Origin of the sequence: Pseudomonas zanjanensis (assembly GCF_014268745.2) — a bacterium.
Lineage (GTDB): Bacteria > Pseudomonadota > Gammaproteobacteria > Pseudomonadales > Pseudomonadaceae > Aquipseudomonas > Aquipseudomonas zanjanensis.
In genome coordinates this window covers 30302-49318 of the sequence record NZ_JABWRB020000006.1, presented here as the reverse complement: position 1 = coordinate 49318, position 19017 = coordinate 30302, and the positions used below count along the sequence as shown (strand labels likewise).

The following is a 19017-nucleotide window of genomic DNA, read 5'->3' as shown; positions in this document are numbered from 1 at the left end:
AAGTTGCAGGGTTTTTTATGGCCTGCGCTTTGTCTTGAGCATGGACAGTTTCACTGGGGAATGGGTGTTCCCTGATGGAATATCATTTCCCATTCTTCACCTCGCTTGCGCCAGATCGAACTGCGCAGGCTGTGGGTGGATGACTGTCTATCGGCGGACGGGTTGTGACAACGATAGGTGACCAACACGGTGTGTTCCGACAGCGGTTTGGCTGAAAACTCGCTGATGGTGCGTTGAGTGAAGGGTTGTTGGGGTAACTGCTCGACCACCTGAGCCTTGGCCCAGACGCTACCGCTGGCGCCGAATTCGATGAAGTCCTCGGCGATCAGGCGAGAGATTGCCGCTGCGTCACGCCGTGTGTCTTGGGACAAAAGGCTATGTTCCAGTTGCATCAGGGTTTGCGACAGATTCATGTCGGGGAGCCTTTGAAGAGTTTCGGCCTACCATAGCGCAGGCGGGGCCTTGCGCGGATGCGAACTCCCGTTAAAGAACTATGTGAGGTAACTGTGGGAGCAAAGCTTGCTCGCGATAGCGGAGTGTCAGCTTGCCAGGATGTTGAATGTGCCGCCGTCATCGCGAGCAGGCTCGCTCCCACACTGGATCTTCAGAGCACAGAAAATTTGTGTTTGGCGCAGATCCCTCTGTGGGAGCGAGCCTGCTCGCGATAGCGGTGGGTCGGCTTGCCTGGATGTTGAATGTGCCGACGTCATCGCGAGCAAGCTAGCTTCCCACAGGGATTTGCGTGGTTAGTTGGTTTGGAGATAAGGCTTATTCGAAACCAATCTGTAGAACGGCGGCATTTCTGGCTCTTCCGGGGCGTCTTATCTGGTGAACCGAGCTATTCATATATAGGTTCTCTTGAGCGCCGTCGGGCTCTGCTTTACCCGCAAAGAAGGAATTGGGCTATGAATAAGCTGCTGCGCATGATGTTTTTGCTAAAGGTATTGGTGATGCTTTCCTTAGGCTCTACGGCTGCGTGGGCCGAGTGCGATGAGCATGAAAAACATGCATCGAGCGGATCGGAGGTGCAGGGCGAGTTGATGCTTGCCGCGACCGATGCGGATGCAGGCGATCCGGATGATGGCGAGGATGATGATGGTTCGCCAATCGACACGCCGGATGACGATGAGGATGCAGAGGGCGATAGCCAGACGTAGATATCCAACATGAAAAAACCTCCAGCCTTGATCGGACTGGAGGTTTTTTATTGCCCGTGGCGAGGGAGCTTGCTCCCGCTGGGGCGCGTAGCGGCCCTTTTTGGGACTGCTGCGCAGCCCAGCGGGAGCAAGCTCCCTCGCCACAAGGGCTTTTCTGCCTTAAGTGCTTTGCTGCCTTTTAGCCTTTTAGCCTTACGCCGCGCCGTCGAGGAACCGCTCGGCGTAGTGACACGCCACCAGACGGTTATCAAGCGGGCGCAACGCCGGTTCTTCAGTTTTACAACGCTCGGTCGCGTACGGGCAGCGCTTGTGGAAAGCGCAGCCGGACGGCGGGTTGAGCGGGTTGGGCAGTTCGCCGACGATTTTTATCTTCGGCTTGTTCGGGTCCGGGTGGATGGTCGGGGTGGCCGACAGCAGCGCCTGGGTGTACGGGTGCAGCGGGCGGCTGTAGATGTTTTCGTTGGGGCCCATTTCCACCGGGCGACCGAGGTACATCACCATCACGTCATCGGCGACGTGTTGCACCACTGCCAGGTTGTGGGAAATGAACACGTAGGCGGTGTTGAATTCCTGCTGCAGGTCCATGAACAGGTTCAACACCTGGGCCTGGATCGACACGTCCAGCGCCGAGGTCGGTTCGTCCGCCACCAGCACCTTGGGTTGCAGCATCATGGCGCGGGCCAGGGCGATGCGCTGGCGCTGGCCGCCGGAGAACATGTGCGGGTAGCGCTGGTAATGCTCGGGACGCAAGCCCACCTGCTTCATCATCGCCTGGACTTTCTCGCGCCGCTCGGTGGCCGACAGGTTGGTGTTGATGAGCAGTGGCTCGGCCAGTTGATCACCGATTTTCTGCCGCGGGTTGAGGGACGCGTAAGGGCTCTGGAAGACCATCTGCACGTCTTTGCGCAGTTGCTTGCGTTCGGCCTTGTTGGCGCCGGCCACTTCCTGGCCAGCGATTTTCAAGGAGCCGGCGGACGGCTCTTCGATCAGCGTCAGGGCCCGGGCGAGGGTGGATTTGCCGCAACCGGATTCACCCACCACGGCCAGGGTCTTGCCGGCTTCGAGTTCGAATGACACGCCGTTGAGGGCGCGCACGGTCGCATGGCCCTTGAACATGCCACGGGACACTTCGTAATGACGGGTCAGGTCACGGGCGGTAAGTACGACGGCCATCACGCCACCTCCTGGTTCAGCGGGTAGAAGCAGCGGGCGAGGCTGTTGGATTTCGGATCGAGGCCCGGACGTTGTTGACGGCAGTTGTCCTGCACGTACGGGCAGCGCGGCGAGAGCAGGCAGCCTTGCGGACGGTCATAGCGACCGGGGACGATGCCCGGCAACGTCGCCAGGCGCTCGGCGCCCATGCTGTGCTCCGGAATCGCCGCCAGCAGCGCTTCGCTGTAGGGGTGGGCCGGAATGTCGAACAGCTCCGGCACCTGGCCCACTTCCACGGCTTGACCGGCGTACATCACGCACACGCGCTGGGCGGTTTCAGCGACGACGGCCAAGTCGTGAGTGATCAGCACCAGGCCCATGTTCTGCTCTTTTTGCAGGGCCAGCAGCAGATCCATGATCTGCGCCTGGATGGTCACGTCCAGGGCGGTGGTCGGTTCGTCGGCGATCAACAGTTTCGGCTCGCCGGCAATCGCCATGGCAATCGCCACGCGCTGGCTCATGCCGCCGGACAGTTGATGCGGGTAGGCGTCCATACGGCTGGCGGCGCCGGGGATCTCGACTTTTTCCAGCAATTCGATGGCGCGTTTGCGCGCGGCTTTGCCAGACATCCTCAGGTGCAGGCGCAGCACTTCTTCAATCTGGAAACCCACGGTGTAGCTGGGGTTAAGCGCGGTCATCGGGTCCTGGAAGACCATCGCCAGGTCCTTGCCGACGATCTGCCGACGCTGGCGGTTGCTCAGCTTGAGCATGTTCTTGCCGTCGAAGTTCAGCGCATCGGCGGTGACGATGCCAGGGTGCTCGATCAGCCCCATCAGCGCCATCATGGTCACGGATTTACCCGAGCCCGATTCGCCGACGATCGCCAATACTTCGCCTTTGTCCACGCTCAGGTCGAGGCCGTCGACCACCGGCACGGCGGTGGCGTCGCCGAAGCGGACGTTGAGATTCTTGATTTCTAGCAGTGACATGGGAATCTCCTCAGGCGGCATTCTTGAGTTTCGGGTCCAGCGCATCGCGCAGCCCGTCGCCCATCAGGTTGATTGCCAGCACGCTGAGCAAAATGGTCAAGCCAGGCAGGCTCACGACCCACCAGGCGCGTTCGATGTAGTCGCGGGCCGAGGCCAGCATGGTGCCCCACTCAGGGGTCGGTGGCTGGACGCCGAGGCCGAGGAAGCCGAGGGCGGCGGCGTCGAGGATCGCCGAGGAAAAGCTCAAGGTCGCCTGGACGATCAGCGGTGCCATGCAGTTGGGCAGCACGGTGATGAACATCAGGCGCGGCAGGCCGGCGCCGGCCAGGCGGGCGGCGGTCACGTAGTCGCGGTTCAGTTCGCCCATCACGGCGGCGCGGGTCAGGCGCACGTAGGACGGCAGCGAGACGATGGCGATGGCGATCACGGTGTTGATCAGGCCTGGGCCGAGGATGGCGACGATCGCCACGGCCAGCAGCAGCGACGGCAGGGCCAGCATGATGTCCATCAGGCGCATGATGGTCGGGCCGAGGATGCGCGGGAAGAACCCGGCGAACAGCCCCAGCAGGATGCCCGGAATCAACGACATCACCACCGACGACAAGCCGATCAGCAGCGACAGCCGCGAGCCCTGGATCAGGCGCGACAGCAGATCGCGGCCCAGTTCGTCGGTGCCCAGCAGAAACTGCATCTGCCCACCTTCAAGCCACGCCGGCGGCGTGAGCAGGAAATCGCGGTATTGCTCGCTCGGGTCATGCGGCGCGACCCACGGGGCGAAGATCGCGCAGAACACGATCAGGATCATGAACATCAGCCCGGCGACGGCGCCCTTGTTGCGGGAAAACGCCTGCCAGAATTCTTTGTACGGGGACGGGTACAGCAGGCTTTGATCGACTGCTACCGCGGTAGTTGGAGTACTCATGGTCTTGATCTCAGCGCTGGTGACGGATGCGTGGGTTGGCAAAGCCGTAGAGGATGTCCACGACGAAGTTGACCAGAATCACCAGGCAGGCGATTAACAGGATGCCGTTCTGCACCACGGGGTAGTCCCGGGCGCCGATGGCTTCGATCAGCCACTTGCCGATGCCCGGCCAGGAGAAGATCGTTTCGGTCAGGACCGCACCGGCCAGCAGCGTGCCGACTTGCAGGCCGACCACGGTCAGCACCGGGATCAGCGCGTTGCGCAGGCCATGCACGAACACCACGCGCGACGGCGACAGGCCCTTGGCCTTGGCGGTGCGGATGTAGTCTTCGCGCAACACTTCGAGCATCGAAGAGCGGGTCATGCGGGCGATCACCGCCAGCGGAATGGTGCCCAGCACGATGGCCGGCAGGATCAGGTGATGCAGGGCATCGAGGAACGCGCCCGGCTCATCGGCCAGCAGCGTGTCGATCAGCATGAAGCCGGTTTTCGGCTCGATGTCGTAGAGCAGGTCGATCCGTCCCGACACTGGCGTCCAGCCCAGGGACACCGAGAAGAACATGATCAGGATCAGGCCCCACCAGAAGATCGGCATCGAATACCCCGCCAGGGAGATGCCCATCACCCCATGGTCGAACAGGGATCCTCGCTTGAGTGCCGCGATCACCCCGGCCAGCAGGCCCAGGATACCGGCGAACAACAGGGCGGCCATGGACAGTTCCAGGGTCGCGGGAAACAGGGAGCTGAACTCGGTCCATACGCTTTCACGGGTGCGCAGCGATTCGCCGAGATCGCCATGGGCCAGTTTGCCGATGTAGTCCAGGTACTGGGCATACAGCGGTTTGTTGAGGCCAAGGCGTTCCATTGCCTGTGCATGCATTTCGGGATCGACCCGACGTTCGCCCATCATCACTTCCACGGGGTCGCCGGGGATCATGCGAATCAACGCGAAGGTCAGCAAGGTGATGCCGAAGAACGTAGGGATCAATAATCCCAGTCGGCGGGCAATAAAACTAAACATCTTCAGGTGTACCTCATCAGCCGGTTAGGCGTGCCCGGCAATCCCTGGGATCAGGGATGCCGGGCGTTTTCTTATCTACTTCACCTGGGTGGTGGCGAAGTTGTTGGTGGTGAGCGGGCTAATCACGTAGCCCTCTACGTTGTTGCGCATTGCCGTGAACATGCGGGTGTGGGCCATGCTGATCCATGGCTGGTCCTGGTTGAAAATTACCTGGGCCTGCTCATAGAGCTTCGCGCGCTCCTCGGGGTTCACTGTGGCGCGTGCCTGGTCGAGCAGCGCCTGGAATTTCTCATTGCACCAGCGCGCGTAGTTTTCGCCGTTCTTGGCGGCTTCGCAACTGAGCATAGGCGTCAGGAAGTTATCCGGGTCGCCGTTGTCGCCCGCCCATCCGGCGGACACCATGTCGTGCTCGCCGTTTTTCGCGCGCTTGAGCATTTCGCCCCATTCCATCACGCGGATGTCGACCTTGATCCCGACTTTTGCCAGGTCGGCCTGCATCATTTGCGCGCCGAGCATCGGGTTGGGGTTGGTCGGGCCACCGCCGTTGCGGGTGAACAGGGTGAACACGGTGCCTTCCGGCACGCCGGCTTCCTTGAGCAACTGGCGCGCCTTGTCCAGGTCGCGGGTCGGGTTCTTCAGGTCGTGGTTGAAGCCCAGCAGGGTTGGCGGGTACGGGTTGACCGCCGCGGTGGCGTTGCCCTTGCCGAACAATGCGTTGACGTAGGCCTCCTTGTCGAAGGCCAGGTCAATGGCTTTGCGCACCCGCACGTCGCTCATGTATTTGTGGCTGGTATTCATGGCGGTGTAGGAGACGGTCATCGCGTCCAACTCGGCGACTTTCAGGTTCGGGTCTTTCTTGATGCTGGGGATGTCATCGGGTTTGGGGTACAGCGCGATCTGGCACTCGTTGGTCTTGAGCTTCTGCATGCGCACGTTGTTGTCGGTGGCGATGGCCAGTACCAGCGCATCGGCCGGCGGCTTGCCACGGAAGTAGTCCGGGTTGGCCTTGAAACGAACTTGGGCGTCCTTGTTGTAGCGCTGGAACACGAACGGGCCGGTGCCGATCGGCTTGCTGTTGAGGTCGCCGGTCTTGTTGGCCTTGAGCAGCTGGTCGGCGTATTCAGCCGGGTAGATCGAAGAGAACGCCATGGCGATGTCGGCCAGGAACGGCGCTTCGCGGCGGGTCAGGGTGAACTTGACCGTGTGCTCGTCGACTTTCTCGACGTTTTTCAGCAGTTCCTTGAAGCCCATGCTTTCAAAGTACGGAAAGCCCACGCTCGACAATTTGTGCCACGGGTGGTTCGGGTCCAGCTGGCGCTGGAAGCTCCAGACCACGTCGTCGGCGTTCATGTCGCGGGTCGGCTTGAAATAGTCGGTGGTGTGGAACTTGACGCCCTTGCGCAGATGGAAGGTGTACGCCAGGCCGTCGTCACTGATGTCCCAGGATTCGGCCAGGGCCGGAATCACTTCAGTGGTGCCGGGCTTGAAATCGGCCAGGCGATTGAAAATGGTTTCCGCCACGGCATCGGCGGTGACTGCAGTCGTGTACTGGACCATGTCGAAGCCTTCCGGACTGGCTTCTGTGCAAACCACCAGGGGCTTGGCCGTGGCGCCAACGGCAACGCTCAGCAGCGCGGCGGCGATGGCGGCGCGTAGGGGAGTCATGTTCATCGTCAATCCTCTGCAATCGGGTAATGGCAAAAGACCGGGCGGACGACCTCGTGAGTCGCCCGCCCGGTGGCAGTTTAGAGAATGTTGAACGGAATGGTGGTGACCAGGCGGAACTCGTTGAGGCTGCCGTCGGCCTGGTTTTCGCTGGCGCGGTGTGCGGTGTAGGTCGCGCGGATCGCGGTGGCTTTCAGAGGGCCGCTCTGTACGGCATAGGACGCGCCGATGCCGTATTCATAGTGGTGCTCACCGTCCATGGCCCGCACGTCGCTGTAACCGGTGCTGTTGTAGTGCGTGCCGTCGATGCCCCAGCCGCGCGCCTGGTAGATGTTGAACTTCAGGCCTGGCACGCCGTATTCAGCCATGTTCAGGCCGTAGGCGATCTGGAAGGATTTCTCGTTCGGGCCGTTGAAGTCCGACAGCAGGGAGTTGGCCAGGTAGATGCCGTTGGTTTCGTGCAGGTAGTCGAAGTACTCGTTACCGTTCACTTCCTGGTACGAGAACGTCAGGCTATGGGCCTGGTGCGTCAGGCCGAACGACAGGGAGTAGGTGTCGTTGTCGATCTCGCCCAGCTTGCTTTTGCCCGAGTCCACGGTCTTGTAGTAGTTCAGGCCGGTGGTCAGGCTCAGCACCGAGCTGTCGCCCAGTTCATGGGTGGCGCCGAAGTAGTACTGGTTCCACATGTCCTCGGCTTCGGTCGCCCACAGGCTGGTCTTCAGGCTGGCCAGTGGCTGGTAGGTGATACCGGCCGTGTTGACGTGATCGGTCTCGACGCTGCTGTCACCGTATTCGGAGCGGAACTTGCGCTGGCTCTGTTCGGTACGCGGCGAGTTGCGGTCGAAGGTGGCGATGTCGAACGCCAGGTTTTCGAATTCTTCGCTGTGCAGGCTCACACCCTGGAAGCTGGAAGGCAGGGCACGGTTGCCGATCACGTCGACCATCGGGCTGCTGAAGTTCTGGCGGCCGGCGGTCAGGGTGGTGTTGGACACGCGGGCCTTGAGGTTGGCCAGGCCCAGTTTGCTCCACTGGCCCACGGCGTCGCCGCCTTCGCGGGTCAGGGTACGGTTGTTGCCGGCGCCAGGGCGGGTGGTCGGTGCACCGCCGTTGTTGGACGCCAGGTCCTTGCGGTCCTGGTCCAGGGCGATGGCGTTGTAGGCGGCCAGTTCGGTGCTGAAGCCCACAGTGCCTTCAGTGAAGCCCGAGTTGTACTTGATGATGGTGCCTTGCAGCCAGTTGATCCGGCGGTCGGTCTCGCGTGCTTCGCCGTTCTTGCGATAGGTGAGTTTCGTGCCGCGCTTGAATTGCTCGTTGGCGTACCAGTTGCGCGTGCTACCCGTGACGGATTGGCCGTCGATGAAGCCCTTGGCTTCGCTTTGCTCGCTGGTGCTCTTGAGGGTCACCGGGGTGACCGCCTGGCTCTGGGATTCTGCGAAAGCCGTTGCGGTAATGCTGCTGATGGCCAAGGCCAGTATCGCGGTGCTGCTCAGTTTCATCGGTAACGCTCCTTTTTCTTTTTTTTTGTGCCGATCCTTTTGGATGATTCGGCTAACGGTTTACAACTCATTCACAGCTAGCAAACGTTTGCATCGCGCCTGATCGACGAATTCAGGCAAGGCGTCTGCGTGAGGGCTTCCAGGGAAGCCCTCGCTGTGCGACTAGACGGTTATGGGTTCAGGCTGACGCCCGAGAACACGTTGCGACCGAAGGGGCTGACTTTGAACCCTTCGACTTTGGCACTCAGCGGCTGGTTGACCGTCGAGTGGGCAACAGGGGTGATCGGCACTTGCTGCTTGAGCAACTGCTGGGCCTGTTTGTAGAGCACGGTGCGCTGGTCGCGGTCGGTGACGACCTTGGCCTGCTTGATCAGCTTGTCGTAATCCTGGTCACACCACATGGAGTAGTTGTTGCCGCCAATGGCATCGCAGCTGTACAGCGTGCCCAGCCAGTTGTCCGGATCACCGTTGTCGCCGGTCCAACCGATCAGGCTGATGTCGTGCTCGCCGTTCTTGGTGCGCTTGATGTACTCGCCCCATTCATAGCTGACGATCTTCACCTTCAGGCCGATCTTCGCCCAATCCGCCTGGAGCATCTCGGCCATCAACTTGGCGTTGGGGTTGTACGGGCGTTGCACGGGCATGGCCCAAAGGGTGATTTCGGTGCCTTCCTTGACGCCGGCGGCCTTGAGCAACTCCTTGGCTTTTTCCGGGTTGTAGGGCGTGTCCTTGATGGTGTCGTCGTAGGACCATTGGGTCGGTGGCATGGCGTTCTGAGCCAGTTGCCCCGCGCCTTGGTACACGGCGTTGAGAATGCCTTGCTTGTTCACCGCCATGTCCAGGGCCTGGCGCACTTCGACCTGGTCGAACGGTTTGTGACGGGTGTTGTAGGCGATGTAGCCGAGGTTGAAACCAGGTTTTTCGATCAGTTGCAGCTTGGGGTCGTTCTTCAAGGCCGGCACGTCGGCCGGACGTGGATGCAGGGTGACCTGGCATTCGTTGGCCTTGAGCTTCTGTACCCGCACCGAGGCGTCGGTGTTGATGGAGAAAATCAGGTTCTTCAGTTTCACCCGTTCCGGCGCCCAATACTTATCGTTGGCGACGTAGCGGATGTTGGAGTCTTTCTGATAGCTCTTGAATTCGAACGGCCCGGTGCCGATCGGCTTCTGGTTGATGTCGCTCGGCTTGCCGCTCTTGAGCAGTTGGTCGGCGTATTCGGCCGACAGGATCGCGGCGAAGCTCATGGCGATGTTCTGGATGAACGCGGCGTCCACGCTGTTGAGGGTCATCACCACCGTCAGCGGCCCGGTCGCTTCCACCTTGGCGATGTTCTTGTTCAGGCTCATGCCGTTGAAGTACGGGAACTCGGTGGGGTAGGCCTTGCGGAACGGATGCTGCGGATCGAGCATGCGATTGAAGGTGAACAGCACGTCGTCGGCGTTGAAATCCCGGGTCGGCGTGAAGTAATCAGTCGTATGAAACTTCACTCCTTCGCGTAGGTGGAAAGTGTATTTCAAGCCGTCTTCGGAAATGTCCCAGCTCGTCGCCAGGCCCGGGACGACATTGGTCGCGCCTTTTTCGAACTCGGCCAGGCGGTTGTACAGCGGTTCGGCGGCATCGTTATCAGTCGCGGTGGTGTACTGCGCGGTGTCGAAACCGGCGGGGCTGCCTTCGGAACAGAACACCAGGCTGCCGCCGGCGGCTTGGGTGGCGGATGTCGCGGCCAACAGGCCGGTGCCCAGCAATGCGGATAAAACCAAGGTATGGCGCATGACGCTCCCTCTCTCGTTCGGGGTGTTTTACCAGTGAGCCGGTGTCTGTCCGAGGGCAGGTCCGGAGCACTGAGCTCATTCCATTGCGTAGCGATGCCGCAGGATCAGCAAGCCGTCCAGGCCCCGACGGTATGAGTCGTGGGCCTGGGGGTAAATGCGTAATGCCTGAAAGACTTGTGGGAAAAGGCGATACGTCCTAAACCAACTGCTGTGGTACGCAGTGCTTTTGGATGTAGGCGATTTCCTGAGTCTTGGCTTAAAGCAACGGCATGCCGTGGGAGCGAGCCCTGCTCGCGATGGTGTTGTTGGTACACCATCGCGCTTAAAAAAGGGGCCGCTACGCCCGAGGCGTCGGACCGGCCCAGCGGGAGCAAGCTCCCTCGCCACAGGTCACCTTATTTGCTGACGCTGACGCCGTAGAAGGAGTTCAAGCCAAATGGGCTGATCTTGAAGTCCTGCACGTTGGCGCGCATGGGTTGATACACCGTCGAGTGAGCGATAGGTGTCATCGGCACGGCATCCTTGAGGACGTGTTGTGCCTGTTTGTACAGTTCGGTGCGCTTGGCCTGGTCGGTGGTGCGCTTGGCTTCTTTCACGAGGCCGTCGAACTTCTTGTCACACCATTTGGAGAAGTTGTTGCCGGCCAGCGAGTCGCAGCCGAACAGCACGTTGAGCCAGTTGTCCGGGTCACCGTTGTCGCCGCTCCAGCCAATGATCATCGCCTGGTTCTCGCCACCTTTGGAACGCTTGATGTACTCGCCCCATTCGTAGCTGACGATGTTGACGTTCAGGCCGACTTTCTTCCAGTCGGACTGCAGCATCTCGGCCATCAGCTTGGCGTTCGGGTTGTAAGGACGCTGTACCGGCATCGCCCACAAGGTGATGTTGGTGCCTTCCTTGACGCCGGCTTCCTTGAGCAGCTCCTTGGCTTTCTCAGGATCGTACTTGGCATCCTTGATGGTGGTGTCGTAGGACCATTGGGTTGGCGGCATGGCGTTGACAGCCAACTGGCCGGCGCCCTGGTAGACCGAATCGATGATCTGCGGCTTGTTGACCGCCATGTCCAACGCCTGGCGGACTTTCAGGTCTGCCAACACGTTCGGCTCGTTGCTGCCCTTGATCTTGTCCATCACGTTGTAGGCGATGTAGCCCAGGTTGAAACCCGCCTGGTCAGGCATCTTCAGTGCCTTGTCTTCCTTCAGGGCCTTGAGGTCGGCCGGGCGTGGGAAGAGGGTGATCTGGCATTCGTTTTTCTTGAGTTTCTGCATGCGCACCGACGGGTCGGTGGTGATGGCGAAGATCAGGTTGTCGATCTTCACGTCTTCAGGCTTCCAGTAGTCCTTGTTCCCGGTGTAGCGGATGTTGGAGTCTTTCTGGTAGCTCTTGAACACGAATGGGCCAGTGCCGACCGGCTTCTGGTTGATGTCCGGGGCCTTGCCATCCTTGAGCAGCTGGGCAGCGTACTCGGCGGACTGGATCGAAGCGAAGCTCATGGCCAGGTTCTGGATGAACGCAGCGTCGACATCTTTGAGGGTGAACTTGACGGTGTGGTCGTCGACTTTATCGATCTTGGTGATGTTGGTGTCCATCCCCATGTCGGTGAAGTACGGGAATTCGGTCGGGTACGCCTTACGGAAAGGGTCGTCCTTGTTGATCATGCGGTTGAACGTGAACAGCACGTCGTCGGCGTTGAATTCGCGGGTCGGCTTGAAGTACGAGGTGGTGTGGAACTTGACGCCTTCACGCAGATGGAAGGTGTAGGTGAGGCCGTCTTCGGAAATGTCCCACTTGGTGGCCAGGCCAGGAATCACGGCGGTGCCGCCGCGCTCAAACTGGGTCAGGCGGTTGAACATGGTCTCTGCAGAGGCGTCGAAGTCGGTTCCGGTGGTGTACTGACCAGGGTCGAAGCCGGCCGGGCTGCCTTCGGAGCAGAACACCAGGTTAGTCGCGGCGGAAGCGAAGGGAGCGCTGGCTAACAAGCCTGCACCGACTAAAAACGGAATGACCGCGTGTTTAAGCATGTTGGCCTCATGATTTGTTGTCATTTTTGGATTTGAGGGCGACCTCGTGAGTCGTCCTGCGGATACTTATGCAGGCCCCATACCCAATGCAAGATCCAGAGCGGTTTCAAGTCTGAAACAGTCGCACGAACGTACCTTAATGTCGCATCTGTGTAACTTCTGACGCATTTGATCGTTTGCGCGCGTTTTTTAAGGGCGATTGGCGCCCTTTCCCGGTGCGCCGCGTGGCTTTGGCGCACCGGGAAAGGGCGGGTTTTACCTCTTCAAACCCACGTCGTAGAGGGGGATAGGGCTGAATGGGCTGAGTTTGAGATCCGGCCTTTTTTGTTTATTGCTGTTGGATGCGCCGTTATCTTCGGCCCAGGGTTCAATCGATGCACCGGCATTGCCCATGGGTCGAGGGTGGCGCCTGGCGCAACCTTTGGCTTTCTGGAGTGGCGCCTGGGGGGCGTTTGCTTCGGGCGAGGCCTATTGACGGGGTACATATCCGTTGCTGCGGTAACGGCTACTTAGGGTTCCGCCCTTACGGCGGCTCACTTTTTTTCAAACGCCAAAAAAAGTAAGCAAAAAAGGCTTGCCCCACCACTTGGTGCCTCGCCTAGGCTCGGCATGCCCGAACGCAGGCATTGCTCCGTGGGCCGCCGCGAAGGGCCATCCATGGCCCAGAGTGTGTAAAAACCGATAAAAACATCGTCGGCACGTCGTGCCGACAGGTGTTGGCCAACTGATAAAAACCTAAAGCGCTCCTGTACCTCCAAACGGCCCCTACAAGCGCTAGCAAGGCTCAGTAGGCTTGATTAACGGGGCAAAACCGCAGGCTTTCAGGCCGTCAGCGCCTTCATCAGACCTTGCGCACCTAGGATTTCCATCACTCTTTTCCAATTGTAAGCGAGCACATTCAAGCTCATTTCGGTGCTCACCCCAGCCAGCCGTCGCGTCAGAAAATGAGTCGCCCCCATCCATTGCTTCAGCGTCCCGAAGGGGTGCTCGACCGTTCTCTTGCGGATGATCATCATCTGCGGCTCATTGTTCAGGCGGGCCTGCATTTCCTCCAGTACCGCCTCGTGTTCCCAGCGCCGAATCTTTCTCTCTCTGGCCGGTGTGCATTGCGCCTTTGTTGGGCAGGCTCTGCAGTTGGAGTGCCAGTAAACGTCCAGCTTCTTGCCCTTGTCGACGTAAAAGTTGCGCCAGATCAGCACTTGCTTGGCGGGGCAGACGTACACATTTTTTCCGCGTCGTAAACAAACTCGTCATTGCCGAAGCGGCCATCAAATTTGGCCCGCGAGCTCAGCGTTTTCGGCACATAAGCTGTGATTCCTGCCTCGTGACAGGCCAGGATTTCTCCGCTTTTGTAATACCCTCGGTCCGCCACCACCGACAACGATTCGATTTGCATCGCCTCACGGGCTTGCTGGGCCATCGAGCTAAGCTGATCACGGTCGTGACCGACATTGGTCACCTCGTGCGCGACGATTAAATGGTGTTTGGTATCGACTGCTGTCTGCACGTTGTAGCCCACGATGCCATGACCGCTCGTCATCATCATCGAGCGCGCGTCCGGGTCGGTCAGCGAGATCTGTTTGTCCGGCGATGCTTCAAGCTGTATTTCAATCGCCTGGAGCGCCTTCATCTGTTCCTTTAATTTGGCAATTTTTTCTTCCAGGCCGCCTTTGGGCCCTGAAGACTTGGGCTCTTCCCGATCAGCCTCATCCAGGGCCTTCAGATAACGGGCGATGCTTGACTCGATGTCTTCCATCCGACGCTTCAGCTTGGCGCTGGTAAAATTGCGGTCGCGGTTGTTCACCGCCTTGAATTTACTGCCATCGATGGCAACGAAGTGTTCCGAGAAGAGCCCCAGTTGTTGACACAACACGACGAACTGCCGACAGACTCCTCGAATGGCCTTCCCATTGTCTTTGCGGAAGTTGGCGATGGTCTTGAAATCCGGCATCAGGCGACCGGTCAGCCACATCAGCTCGACGTTGCGCTGCGCCTCGCGCTCAAGGCGCCGGCTTGACTGGATACGGTTGAGATAGCCGTAGATGTAGATCTTCAGCATGACTGCAGGATGATAAGCCGGTCGGCCTGTTTTAGCGGGGACAGCGCTTTCAAAACCCAAGTTGATCAGGTCGAGCTCATCCACGAAGACATCGACAACGCGCACCGGATTGGTATCGCTGACGTAGTCGTCCAAGCTCTCGGGGAGCAAGGTAGTTTGATCTCGGTGTTCACCTTGGATGAAGCGTTTCATGGGCAGCCCTTGCAATGAAGTCCTGGGGAAATCATAGCAAGGGTTGGCTTCGGAGTTTTTACACACTCTGGGCCCAGCGCGGCTATCCCGGCATCCATGCCGGGATGCCCACTGCGCAATGCCTGCGTTCGGCCATCGTGGTTAACGGGGCCTCCAGATCAAAAGCCGGGCCGAGGCGGCCTTATAGCGACCTGGCTCTTCCGCTCGTACACCCGTCAGATCTGTGGGAGCAAAGCTTGCTCGCGAGGCGGCCTGGTAGCCGACCTGGCTCTCCCGGTCATACCCCAATCCATTGTGGGAGCGAGCTTGCTCGCGAAGGCGGCCTAGTAGTCGGCCTACCTCTCACGGATGTACCCGATCAGTTATGTGCGAGTTTGTTCGCGAAGAAGGCCTGAAAGCGCAGGTGTGAAGGCTGGTCATTTCATGCCTAAGAAAAATATTTTGACTTTTCAAGGAAGCCTAATCTTTCGCTGTCCACATTCCATAAAACGTGGACAGTGCTCTCGTGCTGTTTTTGGAGATGTCAAAACTATTGTGTAGAGGTCGAAGCAATATGCCTATTTCCCGCCGACCACCAAACCCGTGGCGAGGGAGCTTGCTCCCGCTGGGGCGCGAAGCGGCCCCAACAGCAGCGACTGCATCCATCTGACGTACCGAGGCGTCAGGTTTGGGGGCTGCTTCGCAGCCCAGCGGGAGCAAGCTCCCTCGCCACGGGGGGTGCAGCGCCAGTAAGTGTGATGAGTTATGCATTTATGTCGGAAGGATCACCGGCCCCGAAACGAAACATCCCACAGCTTTTTAAGGTTGCCGCTCGGAAGTGGGCTCTCTAACCTTTGAATGTCGCTGCCTAATCAGCGACCGGGTGTGGAAACCTGAACCTTTAGCAGTGGCATGGCTGTATTCGTGTTGCCGATGTCTGGTTTCGTCTGCAAACTGCGTCTTGGCGGCTGTGCGTGGGCAGACTTCGGTCTGGCCGGGTCCTGCTAACCGGTATTTCCACCCCGCGTACCGCTGCCACCTTTTGTCGCGTGGAAACGACACAAGAATGGCTCCAACTTTTAAGCAGGAGTATTGAATATGGATAAGTCAGTCCCCGACCCACCCTTCAACAAAACCAACCCCCTTTCCGGCTTCGACTCCATCGAAGACCTACTCAAAGACCGCGCCGCCGCCGAGCGCGCCCTCAATCATTACCTCAACCCCAAACCTCCAGAACCAAGCACCGATCAGCGAATCGACAGCCTGTTTTCCGTCACCGCCAAGGCCGACGCCGACACACTACTGACCAGCACCTCCGAAACCCTGGCCTCGATAAAAGCCATGGCCGAGGACCTCGCTTTCGAAGTGGAGGGCACGCGGCGCAGCGTGGCGCTGGGGATTCATCAGTTGGTGGAGTTGTGCCAGTTGCTGGTGGACAAGGCGTTGGATCAGCTCGAAGCACCGGCCAGCCCTGCACCGTGACAACCCCCTGTGGCGAGGGAGCTTGCTCCCGCTGGGGCGCGAAGCGGCCCCAACAGCGGCAACTGTATCCATCTGATACACCGAGGTGTCAGGTTTGGGTCTGCTGCGCAGCCCAGCGGGAGCAAGCTCCCTCGCCACAGAGCAAGGGTTTCAGCCAGTAACGAACTGGCTGAAACCCTGCCAACTTTATTGCATCAACACCTCAATCGCCCCATCCGCCGTCATCGTCACCTTGCTGGTGCCCGCTTCCACCTCAGGCGTCACCGACTCGGCATCCATCGACGCCGCTTTCATCATCATCTGCGGGCGCATGTACGGTTGTGGATAACCGGTGGAGTTGAGGTTCAGGTTGACGATCTTATAACCCTTGCCACCCAAGGCTTCAGTGGCCAGTTGGGCGCGGGCCTTGAAGGCGTTGACGGCGTCCTTGAGCAGGGCGTCCTCGCTGGTCTGACGGGTGGCGGTGGCGATGGCGAAGTCCATGCCGGCCATTTTCATGTCGGTGAGCAATTCGCCGGTGAGTTTGGACAAGGCGGCGAAGTCGGCGCTTTCCAGGCGCAGTTCCGCGCGTTCGCGCCAACCGGTGATTTTCCCACCTTTGTTGTCGTAGATCGGGTAGCTGTTGCGGCTGCCCTGGCTCAAGTTGATGCCCTTGACCTGTTTGGCCTGGCCGATGGCTTTGTTCAGGGTGGTGCTGACGGCGGCGGCGAGTTTGGCCGGGTCGGTGTTCTGTTCTTCGGTGTAGAGGGTGACGATCATCAGGTCGCGGGCCACTTCCTGGCTGGCTTCGGCGCGCAGGGAGATCTGGTTGTAGTGCAGCTCATCGGCGGCCAGGGCCGGCAGGCTGGCGACGGTGCCGAGGCTGAGGGCGAGCAGGGCGGCGGGGCGACTGAACGTGTGCATGAAAGCTCCTTGGGATGATGCGCAGGGGTAAGGTCCGGGCCTGCGTGAACGATAAGACTCTAGCGTTTATGGTTGGGTTCGCACAGTTACAACTTCTATACAGATGCGAAGGTCCGTGGGGCTCTTGTGGCGAGGGAGCTTGCTCCCGCTCGGCTGCGTAGCAGTCGTAGTCTTTTGGGCCTGCTGCGCAGTCCAGCGGGAGCAAGCTCCCTCGCCACAGGGGGTTATAGGTAGCATGCGGGGCTGTGGCGCTTTGCCGCATATCTGCCGCTGCAACCCCCGCCTTGGTTATACTCCGTGCGATTCGCCTGGAGCGCTCATCAGGAGAGCTCATGCTCGCCCCCTTGCAAATGACTTCCGCCTCTCGCCAGAACCTCTGGCGCCTGACATTCATCCGCATCCTGGTCCTGGCGGCCCAGGCCGGTTCCGTGGGGCTCGCCTATTGGTTCGACCTGCTGCCGCTGCCCTGGCTGCAACTGGCGATCACCCTGGTCTGTTCCAGCGTGCTGTGCGCGCTGACGGCGATTCGCCTGCGCGCCTCGTGGCCGGTGACCGAGTTGGAATATGCCGTACAGCTGGCCTGCGATTTGTTTATCCACAGTGCGCTGCTGTATTTCTCCGGCGGCTCCACCAATCCTTTTGTCTCCTATTACCTGGTGCCGCTGACCATCGCCGCCGTGACGTTGCCGTGGCGGTATTCGCTGATCCTTTCCGGCATCGCCTTGGCGCTGTACACCTTGCTGCTGGCGCGTTTCTATCCGCTGGAAACCTTCCCCATCGCCCGGGAAAACCTGCAGATCTACGGTATGTGGCTGAGTTTCGCCCTGGCCGCGGCGGTCATCACGTTTTTTGCCGCGCGCATGGCCGAGGAGCTGCGTCGCCAGGAGGAGCTGCGGGCGATCCGCCGCGAAGAAGGCCTGCGGGACGAGCAACTATTGGCCGTAGCGACCCAGGCCGCCGGTGCCGCCCATGAGTTGGGCACGCCGCTGGCGACCATGAGTGTGCTGCTCAAGGAAATGCGCCAGGATCATAAAGACCCGGCGTTGCAGGAAGACCTCGGCGTGTTGCAGGACCAGGTCAAGCTCTGCAAGGAAACCCTGCAATACCTGGTGCGCGCCGCCGAGGCCAACCGCCGGCTGGACATCGACATGCAGGCGGTCACCTTCTGGCTCGATGATGCCCTGAATCGCTGGCATTTGATGCGTCCGGAGGCCAGCTACCGCTTCCAGTGCCTGGGCAAGGGTACGGTGCCGCGCATGGCGCCGCCGCCGGACTTGACCCAAGCGCTGCTGAATCTGTTGAACAATGCCGCCGACGCCTGCCCCGAAGGCTTGGAAGTGGTATTGGATTGGGATGCCTATGAATTGACGATCTGTATCCGCGACCACGGCGCCGGTGTGCCGCTGGCGATTGCCGAGCAGATCGGCAAACCGTTTTTCACGACCAAGGGCAAGGGTTTCGGCCTGGGCCTGTTCTTGAGCAAAGCCAGCGTGACACGCGCCGGCGGCTCGGTGAAACTCTACCCCCATGAGGAAGGCGGCACGCTCACCGAGCTGCGCCTGCCCCATGCCGACCGAGGAGACGAAACATGAGTGACGAGATCCAAGTCGACGGCGAAGAACTGCCGCACCTGCTGCTGGTGGATGACGACGCCACCTTCACCCGCGTCATGGCCCGGGCCATGTCCCGTCGCGGTTTTCGCGTGAGCACTGCAGGTTCTGCCGAGGAGGGCCTGACCATCGCCCAGGCCGACCTGCCGGACTACGCCGCCCTCGACCTGAAGATGGACGGCGATTCGGGCCTGGTACTGCTGCCCAAACTGCTGGAGCTGGACCCGGAGATGCGCGTGGTGATCCTCACCGGTTATTCGAGCATCGCCACCGCGGTCGAGGCCATCAAGCGCGGCGCTTGCAATTACCTGTGCAAACCAGCGGATGCCGATGACGTGCTGGCGGCGCTGCTGTCCGAACACGCCGACCTCGACACCCTGGTGCCGGAAAACCCCATGTCGGTGGATCGCCTGCAATGGGAACACATCCAGCGCGTGCTGACCGAGCACGAAGGCAATATCTCCGCCACCGCCCGCGCCTTGGGCATGCATCGGCGGACCTTGCAGCGCAAATTGCAAAAGCGCCCGGTACGTCGCTGAACCTGCGCTGAACAAATGCTGTCCACCCTCGCGACACATCGGGCCGTTGCTTTATGAT

The 19017-nt window shown here is 60.1% G+C and carries 14 protein-coding genes and 1 pseudogene; 4 read left to right on the top strand and 11 right to left on the bottom strand.

Features of this window, described 5'->3' with window-relative positions:
• Nucleotides 1-50: 50 nt before the first annotated feature.
• Entirely contained in the window at nt 51-413 is a 363-nt protein-coding gene (locus HU715_RS25035; RefSeq protein ID WP_186706006.1) for a nuclear transport factor 2 family protein, read from the bottom strand.
• A gap of 492 nt (nt 414-905) precedes the next feature.
• Here HU715_RS25035 and HU715_RS25030 point away from each other — a divergent pair, with 492 nt between their 5' ends.
• Complete coding sequence (locus HU715_RS25030) at nt 906-1157, top strand: hypothetical protein (protein WP_186706007.1); 252 nt, start codon at nt 906-908, stop codon at nt 1155-1157.
• 192 nt (nt 1158-1349) lie between these two features.
• Here the strand turns inward: HU715_RS25030 and HU715_RS25025 are convergent, their stop codons facing one another.
• The 9 genes and pseudogenes from HU715_RS25025 to HU715_RS24985 form a co-directional block, all read right to left on the bottom strand.
• Entirely contained in the window at nt 1350-2330 is a 981-nt protein-coding gene (locus tag HU715_RS25025; protein ID WP_039592281.1) for a peptide ABC transporter ATP-binding protein, read from the bottom strand.
• The gene (locus HU715_RS25020) at nt 2330-3298 is read right to left on the bottom strand and encodes an ABC transporter ATP-binding protein (RefSeq protein ID WP_186706008.1); all 969 of its coding nucleotides are present in this window, start codon (nt 3296-3298) and stop codon (nt 2330-2332) included. The genes HU715_RS25025 and HU715_RS25020 overlap by 1 nt, the downstream gene beginning before the upstream one ends.
• A 10-nt stretch (nt 3299-3308) precedes the next feature.
• A complete protein-coding gene (locus HU715_RS25015; RefSeq protein ID WP_186706009.1) occupies nt 3309-4220 on the bottom strand; it encodes an ABC transporter permease subunit in 912 nt (303 codons plus the stop codon).
• 10 nt (nt 4221-4230) lie between these two features.
• Nucleotides 4231-5241, bottom strand: a complete 1011-nt coding sequence (locus tag HU715_RS25010; RefSeq protein ID WP_030139822.1) for an ABC transporter permease subunit — start codon at nt 5239-5241, stop codon at nt 4231-4233.
• Nucleotides 5242-5316: 75 nt separating this feature from the next.
• A complete protein-coding gene (locus tag HU715_RS25005; protein WP_186706010.1) occupies nt 5317-6912 on the bottom strand; it encodes an ABC transporter substrate-binding protein in 1596 nt (531 codons plus the stop codon).
• Nucleotides 6913-6986: 74 nt separating this feature from the next.
• Nucleotides 6987-8402 (bottom strand): OprD family porin, encoded by a 1416-nt coding sequence (locus tag HU715_RS25000; protein WP_186706011.1) that lies wholly within the window; start codon nt 8400-8402, stop codon nt 6987-6989.
• Between the two features lie 170 nt (nt 8403-8572).
• Entirely contained in the window at nt 8573-10174 is a 1602-nt protein-coding gene (locus HU715_RS24995) for an ABC transporter substrate-binding protein (RefSeq protein ID WP_186706012.1), read from the bottom strand.
• 395 nt (nt 10175-10569) lie between these two features.
• Nucleotides 10570-12195, bottom strand: coding sequence for an ABC transporter substrate-binding protein (locus tag HU715_RS24990; protein ID WP_186706013.1), 1626 nt, complete (start codon nt 12193-12195; stop codon nt 10570-10572).
• A gap of 821 nt (nt 12196-13016) precedes the next feature.
• Nucleotides 13017-14446: pseudogene (locus HU715_RS24985) on the bottom strand (IS1182 family transposase).
• Between the two features lie 1077 nt (nt 14447-15523).
• Between HU715_RS24985 and HU715_RS24980 the strand changes: the two are divergent.
• Nucleotides 15524-15907 carry a DUF6124 family protein gene (locus HU715_RS24980; protein ID WP_186710780.1) on the top strand — a complete coding sequence of 128 codons (384 nt, stop codon included), beginning with the start codon at nt 15524-15526 and terminating at the stop codon, nt 15905-15907.
• A gap of 186 nt (nt 15908-16093) precedes the next feature.
• On the opposite strand, the gene HU715_RS24975 is transcribed toward HU715_RS24980, so the two are convergent.
• The gene (locus tag HU715_RS24975; protein ID WP_186710789.1) at nt 16094-16810 is read right to left on the bottom strand and encodes an SIMPL domain-containing protein; all 717 of its coding nucleotides are present in this window, start codon (nt 16808-16810) and stop codon (nt 16094-16096) included.
• A 332-nt stretch (nt 16811-17142) separates the two neighbouring features.
• Here HU715_RS24975 and HU715_RS24970 point away from each other — a divergent pair, with 332 nt between their 5' ends.
• Both HU715_RS24970 and HU715_RS24965 read left to right on the top strand, forming a co-directional pair.
• Nucleotides 17143-18402, top strand: coding sequence for an ATP-binding protein (locus HU715_RS24970; RefSeq protein ID WP_186710791.1), 1260 nt, complete (start codon nt 17143-17145; stop codon nt 18400-18402).
• On the top strand, nt 18399-18959 hold the full coding sequence (locus HU715_RS24965; RefSeq protein WP_003177957.1) for a response regulator transcription factor: 561 nt from the start codon (nt 18399-18401) through the stop codon (nt 18957-18959). The genes HU715_RS24970 and HU715_RS24965 overlap by 4 nt, the downstream gene beginning before the upstream one ends.
• Nucleotides 18960-19017 lie beyond the last annotated feature (58 nt).